This is a genomic window from Embleya sp. NPDC050493 (assembly GCF_044458105.1).
Taxonomy (GTDB): Bacteria; Actinomycetota; Actinomycetes; order Streptomycetales; family Streptomycetaceae; genus Embleya.
The window spans coordinates 108,518-123,454 of record NZ_JBITHP010000019.1 but is presented as its reverse complement, the minus strand read 5'-3'; the positions used below and the strand labels follow the sequence as shown (position 1 = coordinate 123,454).

Genomic DNA, 14,937 nt, shown 5'->3' with positions numbered 1-14,937 from the left:
CGGACGGGGCCGGGCGGACCGGATCGCTTGGTCCGGCGAGGTCGGGTCGACGGACCGGTCGGGCGTGCGATGCCCCGTCGTCGCCGGTGGCTCAGGGAGCGTTCGGGCCCACGTCCGCGGCGGTGAGGGGGTGCCGGAGAGCGGGCGTCGTCGAGTACTCGTCGGCGCCGATGTCCCGTACGCTGCCGCGCGGGTCCCCGTCGATGTCGTCGGCCAGGGCCATGCTCAGCGTGGCCGCGCCGATCGCCGGGCTGCCCGCCGTCAGCCGCAGCACACCGTCCGCGCCCTGGGCAAGCCGGGGGTCGGCCCGGGTGAAGCCTCCGGCGGGGATGTTGCCGTTGCCGGCAGCCCCCCACAGCAGGTTGCTCCGCCAGGTGAAGCCGGTGGTGGCTCCCATGGCGACGAGGTCGCCGGAGTCGCCGACCAGCAGGTTGTCGGCGATGGTCACGTTCTGCGGCTCGTACGTGCGCGTCTCGCCCGACAGCGATCCGGCGTTGTTGATCAGGGAGTTGTGTGCGATCACCGCGCGGTCGCAGGCGTCGTTGCCCCGCCGCTGGGTCTCCGTCTCGCTCGGGGTGTGGTCGCGGGTGCTGCCGCTGCCGACCACCAGGGCGCGGCCGGACAGATTGCCGAGGTAGTTGTTGACGATCACGTGGTCGTTGCCGTAGATCCGCACCCCGTCGACGCCGCCGATCAGGTAATTGCCCTCCACGGTCGAGCCGTTGCCGTGCCGAAGCACGATGCCGCCCTTGCTGTCACGAATGGTGTTGTATCGGATGGTGTTGCCCGAGGACTTCACCGAGATGGCCTCGGGGTCGCCGTTGCAGCGCTCGAACAGGTTGTACTCGACCTTTCCGCCGGCGTTGGCCAGGGCCCGGCCGCTGGCGCCGAAGCGAATGGGTTCGCCGCCGTTGTCCCCGGTGAAGCTGTGGTCGGAGAAGTGGTTGCGGAAGATCTGCACGTTCTGCGCCATCTTGTCCTTGTCGGGACCGTCGACGACGACGAAGATGCCTGTGGTGGTCTTGTTGTGGAAGTGGTTCCGGTCGATCTTCGTGTCGTTCGCCCGGACGACGAGCCAGTACGGATCGCCGCTGTCCACGAACTGGAAGTCGTTGCGGGTCAGCCGGATCGCCGAGCAGTTCGTCGGTATGTCCAGCGTGGTGCTCTGCCGGAAGGCGAAGCCGCTGATCACGATGTTGGTCGAATTGCTCAGCACGAAGCCGCGTTCGCCCCGCAACACCACTCCGCCGCGCGTCTTCGACACGATGGTGATGGGTGCGCCGCTGGTGCCGTTCTTGCCGGAGATGTTGATCGAGCCGCCCGAGGGGACCGTGTAGGTTCCGTCGGCTACCACGATGCGGTCACCTGGCGCGGCGCCGTTGATCGCGCTCTGGAGCGCCGTGAGGGAGGAGACCGGGATGTCGGCCGCCGCCGCGCTGCCCGACAGCGAGGTGGTGAGAGGTACCGTGGCGAGTGCGGCCACGGCGGAACCCTTGAGGAACGTGCGTCGTTGCATGATGCCTCCTGCGTCGAAGTGGGCGGGCGGGTCGCTCAGTCGGCCCGGGGACCGACGTCGGCCGGGGTCAGCGGTCCGCACCTCGGCGCCCGGCGGAAGTACTCGTGCGCGCCCACGTCCGGCGTCCTGGTGCGGGGCTGTCCGTCGATGTCGTGCGTGATGCGCGGCCGGCGCGGCGTGCCGGCGTCGATCGCGGGGCTGCCGGCGGCCGGTCGGGCGATGCCGTACGCGTCCTTCACCAGCTTCGGGTCGACCCGGGTGCCGCCGTCGGCGGGGATGTTGCCGTCCGCGGCGGCGCCCCACAGGAGATTGCCGGTCCAGGTGAAGCGCACGGTGTTGGCCATGGCGACCAGTTGGCCCGTGTCCGCGACGAGCAGGTTGTCGGCGACGGTGACGTCGCGCGGCTCGTGCGGGCGCTGGCTCTCGCCGGAGATCGTGCCGCCGTTGTTCACCAGGGTGTTGTGGGCGATCAGGATGCGGTCGGGGGCGTCGTTGCCGCGGCGCGCCTCGGGCGTCTCGCCGGGCAGGTGATCGCGCTCCGATCCGCTGCCGATCACCAGGGCGCGCCCGGCCAGACCGGAGAGGTGGTTGTTGACGATCACATGGTCGTTGCCATAGATCCGCACGCCTTCGGTGCCGTCGATGAAGTGGTTGGCCTCCACCCGGTTGCGGTTGCCGTGCCGCAGGACGATCCCGCCGAAACTGTTGCGGATGGTGTTGTGCCGGATGGTGTTGTCCGAGCTCTTCACCGAGATCGCCTCGGGGTCCCCGTTGGCCCGCTCGAACAGGTTGTACTCCACGATCGCGTGGGCGCTGGACAGGGCGCGGGGGCTGACGCCGAGCCGGATCGGTTCGCCGCCGTTGGAGCCGGTGAAGGTGTGGTCGGAGAAGTAATTGCGATGCACGTGGACGCGCTGGGCCATCTCCTCGGTGCCCGCGCCCTCGATGCCGAGGTAGATGCCGAGGGTGCTCTTGCCGTGGAAGTGGTTGTGGTCGACTGTGCTGTCGTCCGCGCGCACCATCACCCAGTGCACGCCCTCGATGTCGGCCAGTTGGAAGTCGTTGCGGGTGAGCCTGATGTGCGAGCAGTCCGGGGGGATGTCCAGGGTGTTCCGCTGCCGGAAGGAGAACCCGCTCAGGGTGATGTGGCCGGACGCTTCGAGGACGAAGCTGTGCTCGCCCTCCAGGACGACGCCGCCCTGCGTCCGGGCGGCGATGGTGATGGGCGCGCGCCCGGTGCCCTGCTTGTTCCGAATGGCGAGCGGGCGGTCCGACGGGACGGTGTAGGTCCCGTCGGCCACGACGATCCGGTCGCCGGGTCGTGCCCGGTCGATCGCGGCCTGGAGCTCGTCCAACGTGCGGACGGCCTTCGAGGCCGCGCTCGCGCTCGCGGTCGGCGCTCCGCCGACGGGGGCGGCGGCAAGCGCCACCCCCGCCGCGGTGCCCATGAGGAACGTGCGGCGTTGCATGGTGCCTCCGTGAGGATGTGGTGGAGGTACGGACGGTGTTCCGGCTCGCGATCAGCCGGTGGTCGGGGTGTCCCGGGTCGCCTGGGCGTCCAGGAACAGTTCGATGACGGGTACGGGGGTGTCCGGGCGCTTGACCGGGAGCTGGAGCGTGAGCGTTCCGGCAGGCTGGCCGCCCATCTCGGTGTTGACCGCGGGCCGGTCCGGGTCGATGTGGACCGGGATGATCTCGGACGCGTCGTTGAGCAGTTGGGCGTAGCGCACCCGGCCGGCCAGGCCCGGCAGGTGCAGGTGACGCAGCGGCCAGGCGAACAGGTGGACGTAGAGCCGGTCGCCGCGCTGGGTGTACCGGCATTCGGCGGGGGCGGTGTACGAGGAGGGACCACAGCCGCGAATCGACCGCTCGTGCAGCTGCGTCCACCGGCCGATCTCGTCGAGGATCGCGGTGTCGCGCGGGTCGAGCGCGCCACGGCCGGTGGGCCCCACGTTGAGCAGCAGGTTGCCGCCCTTGGACACGCCGTCGACGAGCATGCGGATCAGCAGGTCGGGGCTCTTGTGGTCCAGGTTGTCCCGGTCGTAGCCCCAACTGCCGTTGAGCGTCTGGCAGGCTTCCCACAACACGGGTTGCCCGTTGTGGGTCATGGGACCGGACGGCTGGTACTGCTCGGGGGTGACGAAGTCCCCGGGAAGGCCGGTCCGGTCGTTGACGAGGACGTGCGGCTGCAGTTCGCGAATCGTCCGCAGGAGTTGCGCGGAGTCCCAGTCGTCGGGTCCCTTGCCGCCCCACCAACTGCGCCCGACGTACGAGAAGTCGAAGAACAGGTAGTCCACGCGTCCGAACGAGGTCAGCAGTTCGCGGACCTGACCGTGCAGGTAGCGCTGGTAGTCGCGGATGTCCCGCTCGGCGTTGGCGGCCTTGAACGCCTCGTCGTCGCGCTGTGGATGGGTGCCGTCCACGGGGAAGGACGGATGGTGCCAGTCGATCAGCGAGTAGTAGAGACCGACCTTGAGCCCCTCGGCGCGGCACGCCTCGACGAACGGCCCCACGAGGTCACGGCCGTGCGGGGTGTTGGTGACCTTGTACTCGGTGAGGGCGCTGTCCCACAGGCAGAAGCCGTCGTGGTGTTTGGTGGTGAGCACGACGTACCGCATGCCCGCCGCCTTGGCCGCTCTGGCCCACTCGGCGGGGTCGTAGCGGTCGGGGTCGAAGTGGTCGAAGTAGACCTGGTATTGCTCGTCGGTCAGTCGCTCGACGTTCTTGAGCCACTCGTGCCGTGCGGCGAGGGAGTACAGACCCCAGTGCACGAACATGCCGAACCGGGCGGTGGTGAACCAGTTCGTATCCGGGCCGTCCTCGGGATTCGGGGTCGCGGACGGCGGCGCCTGCGGGGTGTCAGCGCTCGGAGTCATGGGGAATCGCTCTTTCTCGTCGGCGTCCGGCGGCTTTTGGGTACGCGTCGGGGCTGGTCGTACGGGATGGGGGCGGACCGGACCGAGGCGCGGGCGCGGTGGGGCGCCGGACCCGGGGCTCGGCGCGAACCGCGGGCAGGCGCGGGGGCTGCGGAGTCGACGGGTCGCGGGTCGGCGGGTCGGTCCGCGGGTCAGCCCTTGAGTGCCCCGGAGGACAGACCGCTGACGAAGGACCGCTGGAAGAACAGGAAGACGATCACGGAGGGCAGCAGGGCCAGCAGGGAGGCGGCCATCACCACTCCGGGGGTCACGGCCGGGTCGATCCGCAGGGTCCGCAGCGCGAGCGGCAGCGTGTACGAGGAGGAGTCGGTGGCGACGAGCAGGGGCAGCAGGTACTGGTCCCAGATCATGGTGAAGCCGAAGACCCCGATGACTCCGAGGGCGGGCTTGCACATCGGCAGAATGATCTGGGCGAAGATCCGCAGGTCTCCGGCGCCGTCGATGCGCGCGGCCTCTTCGAGTTCGCGCGGCACGTCCTTCATGAACTCGGTCATCACCAGGATGGAGAACCCCCAGGCGCCCAGCGGAACGATCATTCCGGCGAGGGTGCCGATGAGGTTGAAGTGCACGACCGGCAGGTCGGCGAGAACGACGGACAGCGGCAGGGCCAGGATCTCCTCGGGCAGCATCAGCGTCGCCAGGATGGCGACGAGCGCCAGCGTCATTCCCGGGAAGACCTTCCTGGCCAGCGCGTATCCGGCCAGGACCGAGACGGACACCTGGAGCAGCAGCCCGAAGCCGACGACGAAGAACGAGTTCAGCAGGTACTTGAGCACCCCTTGGTCGAAGGCGATCCTGAAGTTGTCCAACGTGAAGCCCGAGGGCACGATGCTCAGTTGCGTCGGGTCCTTGATGTCGCCGAAGGCACCGACGAGCAGGGCCAGCAGCGGACCCGCGAACATGGTCAGGACCAGTAGGTAGACGACGGCCTTCAGAATCCGTCCGCCGACGCTGCGGCTCTCGGTCAGGCCCAGCGCGGTCTCGGTCGACTCGCTCACTTGCTCTCCCTCCGCCGCAGCAGTTGGACGATGATGGTCAGGATCAGCGTCGCGACGAACAGCAGGACCGCTCCCGCCGCGCCGACACCGAGCCGGTTCTGCTCGAGCCCGAGCTTGTAGATGAGGGTCATCACGACCTCGGTGGAGCCGTTGGGCCCTCCGTTGGTGAGCAGGAACACCTCGGTGAACACGCGCAGTCCGCGAATCGCGGCGAGGATGAACAGGATCGAGAACACCGAGCGCAGTCCGGGTACCGTCACGTGCCGCACCCGCTGCCATCGGGAGGCACCGTCGACCCTCGCCGCCTCGTACAGACCGCGGTCCACACTCGTCAAACCGGCGAGGAAGATCATCATGTCGTAGGGGGCGCCCCGCCAGATGCCGGTGAGCATGATGGACGACATCGAGGTGTCGGGGTCGTTGATGAACCCCGAGGGGCCCAGTCCCACCAGACCGAGAATGGAGTTGAGCATGCCGTCGTCGGTCGGGTGATACATGATCCGCCACAGTTCGGCGACGACCGCCATCGGCACCACCACCGGAAGGAACGCGGCGGAGCGCACGAATCCCAGTCGACGGCTCTGCCCCTCCATCAGCAGGGCCAGCGCGAAGCCGAGCGCCATCGAACCGGCGGTCTGTCCGGCGGCGAGGACGATCGTGTGCCACACCGCGTCGCGGAATCCGTGCGACTGCAGCACGGTGGTGTAGTTCTCGGTGCCGACCCACCTGTTTCCCAGGTAGGGCTGAACCTCCTGGAAGGACATGGTCAGTGCGTTGGCCATGGGGATGAACTTGAAGAACAGGAAGAGGAGCAGCGCCGGGGCGAGGAACAGCCACGGCATCCACCACCGGCCCGATCTGCGGCCGCGCCCCCGGCGGCCGGCGATCCCGCCGCCCAGGCGGCCCGCTTCTCGCGGGGCGGAGCCGGCCGCCGGCTTGGCGGCCTGCTCCGCCTGGTCGAGGCTCATGACGCGGCGATCCCCTGCTCCTTGAGGATGTCGGCGAGCTGCTTGTCGAGCTCACGCAACTTGGCGTTGATGTCGAGACCGCAGTCCGCCATCAGCGCGTTCACCGCGTCCGCCGTCACCTGCCGCACCGGCGTCCAGTTCGGGATGGAGGGCGCGTACCGCCCGGAGTCCTGGTACACCTGGGCGTAGGTCTTCCAGCGCGGGTCGGTGCGGATCTGGGAGATGTCCACGGTGGTGTTGACGGGGATCTGCACGGTGTAGCCGGTGGTGCCCTCCATGCCCTTCTTCTGGCCTTCGACGGAAACCGCGAAGCCGGCGAAGGCGTCCTGGCCGGCCCGGTTGTCGGAGCCGGCCATCAGGTAGAGGGAGCTGCCCTCGGCGAGCACGGTGGCGTCCTTCGGCCCCTTGGGCATCGGCACGACCTCGTACTTGTCCGCGCCGAGCGACTTGTCGAAGCGGGGCAGCAGGTACGGGCCGACGACGTACATGCCGGCCTTGCCCGCCTCGAACGTCTCGTTCGTCGGCGGGGTGTCCATGGTCACGGCGCCGGGCTGGATGGCCTTGGCCTTGCACCCCAGGTCGCGGAACCACTGCATGGCCTGCACCGACGCCGGGTTGGTCATCGCCGGCTTGTACTTGCCCTTCCCGGTCTCGGTGATGAAGTCGCCGCCCGCGGCCCAGAGGAAGTTGGAGAAGTACCAGGAGGCGTAGCCGCGCTTGGTGGACAGCGGGGCGGCGAGTCCGGCGGTGTTGTTCTTGCCGTCGCCGTCGGGGTCCTGCGTGGTGAAGGCCGCGGCCATCGCGGCGAAGTCGTCCCAGGTCCGCGGGGCCTCGAGCTTCAGCTTCTCGCGCCAGTCCTTGCGGATCAGCAGCGCGGACGCCTGCGCGGAGATCGGGAGGCCGTACTGCTTGCCGTCCAGGCTCTTCCCGGACTGCAGTCCCTGTCCGATGATCTGCTTGCTGTCCTTGATCTTGCCCAGGTCGATCTCCCGGAGCAGACCCTGGCTGTGCATGGTTCCGATCTGCGTCGCGTCGTTCATGACGATGTCGGGAAGCTTCTTCTGGGCGGCGCGCTGCTGCAGCTTGGTCTCGAAGTCGTCGAAGATGGCCGTGACCTCGACCTTGTAGCCCGTGGCCTTCTCGAAGGCGGCGGCGAGTTCCAGCGCGCCCTTCTCCCCCGGTCCACCCGGCGTCGTCCTGGTCCAGAGCTCGAGAGGCGCCTTGGAGTTCTGCTTGGCATCCACTCCCGCAGGCCCGGATGTACAGCTGGTGAGGATCAGTGCCGAGGCGAGGGCCCCCGCACCGATCCATCGCGATCTCTGCATGACAACTCCTGGTTTCGCCGCATCACATGGCCTGGAAAGCGCTTGCCAGGGACGGTAACCGGGTCCGATTCAAACGGTCAATAGTCCGATGAATACAAAAGGTTTCGGCGGACCGATGAGAGTGCCCATCCGACGCGCTCCCGCACCCTCTCCCACTCGATCCGGCGGACGGGGAGGACGACCCGACGCGCATAAATAGGCTCCTACGGGTGTGATTTGGGCATCGATGGGATCGACCCTTCGCCCCGAGGCGCGTCTCACTCTCCACGACAGCCACCCGAACGAAGAAGATCGGGCATCCAAGGTCACGGCGACGACATTTCAATGATCCGATGTATGGTTCCTGCGAGCTACGGGCCGGACAACGCACAGGCCGCACCGGTCCGCGACGTTCGGCCAAACGCTCGTCACCACTTCCGAGCAGGGACCGCCGACCGTCCGGCTGCCGGTCCACCACCGAACAGGCCGAGGAGACCAACCCGACATGCCCGACACGAACGAACCGGCCACCGCACCGACAGCCCTGTTGGTCATGGAGGAACGACGCCGGGCCGACGTCTACCCGCCCGCGGTGCTGGCCGAGATAGGCCGGCTCGTGCAATGGCAGGGACCGCCCCTCACCCGGCAGGAACTCGACGCGGACCCCGATGTGCTGCGGACCGTCGACCTTCTGCTCACGGGCTGGGGTGCACCCGTCCTCGATGACGCCCTCCTGTCACATGCCCCTCGGCTGCGGGCCGTTCTCGTCGCGGCGGGATCCGTCCGGCACCTGACCACACCCGCCTTCTGGGAGCGCGGCATCCCGATCGTCTCCGCCGCCGCGGCCAACGCCGTTCCGGTGGCGGAGTTCACCCTCGCCCATGTTCTCCTCGGACTGAAGCAGGCCCACCACATCGCGCGGGAGGTGACGCGGAGCCGTCGCTTCCCCACCGATCCCGACGTCCCGGGCGCCTATCGGTCACGGGTGGGCCTGGTGGGACTCGGACACATCGGCCGGCTCGTCGCCGCCCACCTCGCCCGCTTCGACGTCGAGGTCCTCGCCACGGATCCGGTCGCCTCCGCGGACACCGCCCGGCGCGCGGGAGTCCGACTGGTCTCCATCGAGGAACTCTTCGCCACCTGTCACGTCGTCAGCCTGCACGCACCGCTTCTGCCCGAGACCCGCGGCTCGATCGGGGCTCGACTGTTGAACTCCATGGGTCCGGGCACGACCCTGATCAACACCGCCCGGGGCGCACTGATCGACGAGACCGCCGCCACGCAGGTCCTGCGCGCCAGGCCCGACCTCACCGCCGTGCTCGACGTAACGCACCCCGAACCCCCGGCCCACGACTCGCCACTGTTCACCCTTCCCAACGTCGTCCTGACACCCCACCTGGCCGGTGCCCTGGGCGCCGAACGCCACCGCCTCGGACAGCTCGTGCTCGACGAACTCCGCCGCCTCACCCGGAAGCAACCGCTCGAGCACGCCATCGACCCCGCCCGCGCCGCCTCGCTGGCCTGACACCGCCAGGCACTGCCGACAAGAGCCTCTTCCCCCGGAAACCTCCGATCGGCGACGTCACGCAAGGTCATGCTGTACCGCGTGCCAGGGTCCGGGCAAGCCTGCTCGGCACCCGCTCTCCCCAGCTCACAGCCAGGGACGTCACGTAATCGAAACGTGAGTGAGACGTCGGCGCGGGCGGCGCGACTTCGGGGCCGCGGCGAGCACCCCTCGGCCCCGAATCCGCTCTGCGGACCCTCGGACCGGGCCGCCGCGCCGAGCGAAGGGGGCGACCACGAACCCGGGCGGGACCAACAGCGACTTCGGTGGCAGCCGGTCACGGCGCTCACCCGGGTGAAGGCCGTCACCCCGCACGGACCCCGACTCCCAAGGACCGCCGAGAGCACGGCAAGTGCCGAGGCGAGGGCCTATGCGCCCCCCGGAGCAGCCGTGCCGTGCGCGGGCGGTCGCCCGGCGCTGTCATCGGCGGCACCTCCGCGACCACGAGTACGGCGGGCCGGGGAACCCGATCCGCGTTCGACCGACGTCGCCTCGCCCCGAACGCCCGGATCGCGTCGCGGTTGTCATGCCCGAAGGGTAGGGCCGGTGGACCCGGCGTGACGAACGGGAGTTCGGGCCCGGAGTCCGACATGTGGACGACTCCCCGTTCGACCCGGCGCGGCAGTTGTGCGGGCTGTGCGCTGTGCACGATGACGGAGAACGGCTCCGGTCGCGGCAACGCGCGGTCGGAGCCGTTCCCGTTCGTCGCGCGGGTCACCGGTGGAGGGGATCACCGGTGGTCCGTGGACGTCCCATGGCGGACACCGCCCACGATCAACGGACCCGGGACGGTACCCCGAAACGCGTGGAGGGGCCCTGGTGCCGTAGACACCAGGGCCCCGAAGGAACTGCTACACCATCCGCCGGCCCTGATCCTGCGCCGGCCTTCCGTTTCCGCAGACCCGACCGAACTGCCGTCGGGGGTGCGGGGATCGCGGTTGCTCGACCGGAGACCACCTCACTATCGATGTCCTGCGGTACCCGGGCTCGGACTTCCGCCCGGGCGATCCCGATGGCGCTTCCACTCCTTCGTTATTCCTCGGTGACCATCCACTGCGTACTGCCCGGTGGCCCGTGACGGCGCCACCACTTCTTCGGCAGCCGGCCCCGATCGCCTGTCCTACGTATTGCCTTGGCGTGGAACCCCACTGCCGAACCTCCCGGTGCGCGCGTCCGCAGCCGACGCCTTCACCGAGGTACCGCTCACCTACCGAACTGCGGGTACTGCGGGTACTGCGAATTGCACCTACCGGTACTGCGACTGCGTGAACTGCGGTACTGCTCGCGGCCCCTGATCATCCCGGGGCCGGCCGGTGCGGCCGTCAGTCCCGTCGTCGCCCTGCGACAAACCTGACTTCGGGACTCCACAAGCGCACCGTCCTGCAAACCTGCGACTGCGAGTACTGCACACTGCGACCACGGATACTGCGACCGGCAGTTCGTCTCTGCCAGGTCCTTCGGTCTCTCTGGCTACGAGAGAAACCATAGCCACACCGGCACCCAATGTCTACTCCAGCCACAACAGATTTTCGCGCGTTCGACAGTGAGGTAATCGACTTCCGGTACAGGCGTGTCTTCGCTTCGCATGGGGCGGCCTGGTGTCGAAGCCGGTGTCGCACGTAGTCGGGATGGGCCTCGCCCCACGTCGACGTCGACTCGAACCACTCCCGACCGGTGACCTCCCGCCGTCGCGTCATCGGCGTTGCGGGCTCCATTCGAAGAGCAGGATGGTCACGTCGTCCCGCAGTTGGTTGCGCTGGTAGTCGAGGATGGCGTGGATGAGCAGTCGCAGCACCTCGGCCGGGCGTTGTCCGGCGGAGGAGGAGCGGATGATGAAGTCGGTGAATCGGTCGAGGCCGAACTCCGCACCGTCCGCGTCGCGAGCCTCCACGACGCCGTCGGTGTAGAGCAGGACGCAATCGCCCGGTTCCAGGATCGCCTCGTGGACTTGCCGGGCTGCCGGGGCGAGTGGACCGGCCAGGCCGATCGGCGGCTGTGGGGGGCTGTCCAGCGCCCCGGCGAGGACCCGCTCGGCACGGATCAGCAGCGGTGGGGGGTGACCGCAATTGACCCAGCGCAGCACCCCCGTGTCGGCGTCGAGCCGACACAGCACGCCGGTGCAGAAGTAGTCGGGCACCCACTGGGCGAGTGCCCGGTCGACGGAGCCGACGACGTCGGCCAGGTCGGCACCACCCCTGCGGGCGTTGCGCGCCGCCGCCATGGCGACCGACGTGGTCAGGCCGGCGGTCAGATCGTGACCCATGCCGTCGAGGATCATGGTGTGCAGGAAGTTCTTGACCACCGAGTGGTCGAAGGCATCGCCCGCGACGTCGTAGGCCGGTTCCAGGACGGCGGTCGATACGCACCTGCTGCTGCCGATGGTGCGGGGAGGCAGGAAGGCCCGCAACATCTCGGCGGGCAACCGCATGGTCGCGGTGCGGGTACGGGCGGCGAGCCAGTCGCTGTAGGCGCGCTTGGAGGTGATCAGCATGGCGAACAGATGGGCCAGCATCCGGCTGCGGCGTATCCGCGCCCCGTCGAGCGAGCTGGTCCGCACCGCCAGCACGCCCAGCCGCTCCGCACCGTCGACCAGAGGCATCCACAGGGTCGAACCGTCGTCGGCCTCGGCCACCCGCGGGGAGACCGTGCGGTAGGCCCAGCCGGCCGACGAGCTGTCCACCGGCAGCGGCTCCGAGGCCTCGTCGAGTGGGATGAGCAGTTGTTGTTGCAGGTCGACGAGATAGATCGACGCGGCCTCCAGGCCGAGGGCGGAGGCGCACCGGTTCGCCAGGGCGGGCAATTCGACCGGCAGGGTGGTCTGCGCCTCGATGATCAGCTCTTCCAGGCGATTCTCGTCGACGGCGGGGTCGGGGCTGGAGGACACGGGCGATGTATCCGACACGAAGATCACCCCTTCCGTACCCAGTTTCACACCGATCCTGTTCTCTCTCACGTCAGCCCGCCCGAGCCGATCATCGGCACCCGAACCCTCGGCCACGAACGGCGGTCCCTGCCAGCCGTCACCGGCCGCGGCAGGGACCGCCGTCATGCGCGGGCCCGTTTCCCGGCGGTGTCACACCGCCGGGCCCCGCGTTGCCGAGCAGATCCCTGCTCGGCGAATCCCGGCCCGTCGGGGTGCGCCGGGTTCACCGGGTGCGGCGGGCCCGCCGCCGCACCGGGTCACCTGTACTGCGTGGTGACGCTCACGCCGCCGAACGTCTGCGACGCGGCGAGGGTGAAGTAGACCCAGCCGGATGGCGGGTCGGCGATCGTCAAGGTCTCACCGTTGCCGGTATTGGTGGACTTGGCCTGGTAGTTGCCGGTGGTGGCCCAGTTGTTGCCGCCGTAGTACAGGTCGGCGTTCCCGGTGCCGCCGCTGCTGGTGATGGTCAGGTCCTTGGCACCGGCCGGCAGGTAGAGGAAGTGGTAGCTGTTGTTGCCGGTGGTGGCCGCGAGGTTGTCCCGGCGGCAGTTCTTGTCGAACTGACGGGGGTCGGCGAGGGTGCACAGCGGGACGGACGATGCCTCCGGCAGCGGGCCGCAGTCGTCGGTGGCGCAGGTGGTCGTCAGCCAGGTGGCGAAGCCGGCGTCGTAGCGGGTGCCGATGGTCTGCTTCAGCAAGGTGCGGGCGCCGTTCCAGTCGCCGGTGCGGTACATGCCGAGCACGGTCTCGACGTCCGCGGGGTGCGCCTGCAGCATGTAGCGGACGGCCAGGAAGCCCCAGCGGTAGACCCGGGCCGAGTTGACGTCGGGGTCCTCGTCCTGGTCGTAGACGGTGTCGAACAGTTCGCTGAGCGTGTAGGTCTTCGCGCCGGCCGCGGCGATGGCATCGGCGTTGCGCTCGTGGCGGTAGCCGAACGAGATGTTCTCGGCGATGCCCTCGACCCACCAGATGGTCGGCGTGGTCAGACTGGCCTCGAAGTCGCCGTACATGTTGTAGCGGCCGTCGAGGTAGTGGGTGTATTCGTGGTTGAGGTTCCAGATCTCGAAGGACGGACGCAGCCAGTCGGCCTCGTGCGCGATGAAGCGGGCCTGGTTGCCGGCCTGGGTCGGGTTGCCCTCCTCGTACATGCCGCCGTTGTCGACGTCGATGTTGTAGATGGCCCAGGCGTACAGCGCGTACTGGACGTAGTCGTCGAAGGCGACGACCTCGAGATTGGTGTTCACATCACCGGGGATGGCGCCCTTGTCGCCGATCACCCGATGGAAATACGCGTCCTGGTTGATCAGGCTGTTGCACGTGGCGGCCAGTTGCCCGGGAGACATGTCCTGGGCACGGAACTTCAGGTTCGGGTTACAGGTGTGCCGGATCGGCAGGACCACCGGCAGCACCCGGTCGGCGAGGTCGCAAATGGCGTAGGCCGCACAGTTGTTCCGGTCGAACTGGCGTGTGTACCAGGCCAGGTTCATGGTGATCGGTGCGGTGGGGCCGACGTTCGGGTAGCGGTTGATCAGGTCCTTCAGCAGCGGCCGGACCCGGTCCTTGAGTTCGGGGACGTCGAGCGCGTAGCCGAGGTAGCGGCCGACGTTGCTGACCACGTCCAAGCGGTTCAGCTGGGCGTTGTTGCGGGTGATGAAGTCGGCCCAGGTGTCGAGGAACGCGGGGTCGGCCTTGAGCGCGGCCCGCCAACCGCGGCTGTCGTTCTTGGCCTTGAAGCCGTTCTCGACGACCCACTCGACGTGCTCCACGGCAAGGGTCATCCGGCTGGGCCAGGTGGAGTCGTAGCCGGCGAGCAGCCACTTGACGACGCCGGCGTAGCGGCCGGCCGTGTGGGTGCTGTCGATCAACGTGACGACTTCGTTGAGGGTTTCGCCGTTGGCGTCGGTGACGTCCTTGCTGTGCGGGGAGGCGAAGAAGGCGTCCAGGGCGCTGCGGGCCGCGGTGTCCAATGCCGGGCCATAGTCGCCGACGGCGTCCGCGTGGTTGTCCTGTACGTAGTAGCCGGCGCGCAGGAACATCACCAGTTGTCCGATGGAGGTGGTGTTGCTGCCCGGGTATGTCGCGGAGGTGTCGCGCAGCGCGTCGGCGACGGTCACCATCTTGGCTTCGCGGAAGGCCGTCCCCGCGGACTCCCCGGTGAGGTTGAACAGCGGGTAGGTGCAGGTGACCCTGGGAAGGGCCTTGAGTTGTTGGATCAGCGCGCCGCCCGAGGCGTTGATCACTCCGGACAGGTCGCCGCAATCGTCCCCGGCGGCCGAGAACCGCCTTTCCGCGTCGGCGGGTTCGGCGGTCGGGGCGGCCTGCGGCGCGGACTCCTCGGTGGTGCCTTCCTGCGAGGAGATCTTGGCGCCGAAACTGTCCGTCCTGGCGTCGGGCGACTTGGGGAGCGGGATCGACCGCGGCGCCGGGGCCGCGGTTCTGCCGGCGCTGACACCGGCCGTGGCGCCGGCCGGAGCCGTGGCGCCGATCGGGGCAGCCTGGCTCTGCGGCGCGAACAGGCCGAGGGCTATGAAGAAGGCCACGCCGAGCGCAGGGAGTCTGCGCGTATTGGCCTTCGCTATCCGGGAGGGACTCATCTGTGGGGGCCTCCGGAGCCGTTGTCGGCCGCGTACCGGGACGCGGCCTTCCGATATGCGACATGTAACATTGCACATGTCGCATCACGCCGGAAGAGCGAGCTTCGAACGAGTTTCCGTGCGCCCGACTCCGC

9 protein-coding genes are annotated in these 14,937 nt (G+C 68.8%); 1 reads left to right on the top strand and 8 read right to left on the bottom strand.

All coding sequences use genetic code 11. The features are described 5' to 3' along the window. Nucleotides 1-91: 91 nt before the first annotated feature. The 6 genes from ACIBM5_RS30735 to ACIBM5_RS30710 form a co-directional block, all read right to left on the bottom strand. Nucleotides 92-1,516: a chondroitinase-B domain-containing protein gene (locus ACIBM5_RS30735; RefSeq protein ID WP_396009811.1), complete on the bottom strand. Its 1,425-nt coding sequence runs from the start codon at nt 1,514-1,516 to the stop codon at nt 92-94. 35 nt (nt 1,517-1,551) lie between these two features. Further along, nucleotides 1,552-2,985, bottom strand: a complete 1,434-nt coding sequence (locus ACIBM5_RS30730; protein WP_396009810.1) for a chondroitinase-B domain-containing protein — start codon at nt 2,983-2,985, stop codon at nt 1,552-1,554. A gap of 51 nt (nt 2,986-3,036) precedes the next feature. Further along, on the bottom strand, nt 3,037-4,392 hold the full coding sequence (locus ACIBM5_RS30725) for an alpha-L-fucosidase (RefSeq protein ID WP_396009809.1): 1,356 nt from the start codon (nt 4,390-4,392) through the stop codon (nt 3,037-3,039). A gap of 191 nt (nt 4,393-4,583) precedes the next feature. Beyond that, the gene (locus ACIBM5_RS30720) at nt 4,584-5,450 is read right to left on the bottom strand and encodes a carbohydrate ABC transporter permease (protein ID WP_391588369.1); all 867 of its coding nucleotides are present in this window, start codon (nt 5,448-5,450) and stop codon (nt 4,584-4,586) included. After that, the gene (locus tag ACIBM5_RS30715) at nt 5,447-6,418 is read right to left on the bottom strand and encodes a carbohydrate ABC transporter permease (protein WP_396009808.1); all 972 of its coding nucleotides are present in this window, start codon (nt 6,416-6,418) and stop codon (nt 5,447-5,449) included. The genes ACIBM5_RS30720 and ACIBM5_RS30715 overlap by 4 nt, the downstream gene beginning before the upstream one ends. Further along, on the bottom strand, nt 6,415-7,743 hold the full coding sequence (locus ACIBM5_RS30710; RefSeq protein ID WP_396009807.1) for an extracellular solute-binding protein: 1,329 nt from the start codon (nt 7,741-7,743) through the stop codon (nt 6,415-6,417). Before ACIBM5_RS30710 ends, ACIBM5_RS30715 begins: the two co-directional genes overlap by 4 nt. A gap of 484 nt (nt 7,744-8,227) precedes the next feature. On the opposite strand from ACIBM5_RS30710, the gene ACIBM5_RS30705 reads away from it, so the two are divergent. After that, nucleotides 8,228-9,247 (top strand): hydroxyacid dehydrogenase, encoded by a 1,020-nt coding sequence (locus ACIBM5_RS30705; RefSeq protein ID WP_396009806.1) that lies wholly within the window; start codon nt 8,228-8,230, stop codon nt 9,245-9,247. Between the two features lie 1,732 nt (nt 9,248-10,979). Here ACIBM5_RS30705 and ACIBM5_RS30700 read toward each other — a convergent pair. Beyond that, nucleotides 10,980-12,218 carry a PP2C family protein-serine/threonine phosphatase gene (locus ACIBM5_RS30700; protein WP_396009805.1) on the bottom strand — a complete coding sequence of 413 codons (1,239 nt, stop codon included), beginning with the start codon at nt 12,216-12,218 and terminating at the stop codon, nt 10,980-10,982. Between the two features lie 248 nt (nt 12,219-12,466). Beyond that, on the bottom strand, nt 12,467-14,803 hold the full coding sequence (locus tag ACIBM5_RS30695) for a collagenase (protein ID WP_396009804.1): 2,337 nt from the start codon (nt 14,801-14,803) through the stop codon (nt 12,467-12,469). Nucleotides 14,804-14,937 lie beyond the last annotated feature (134 nt).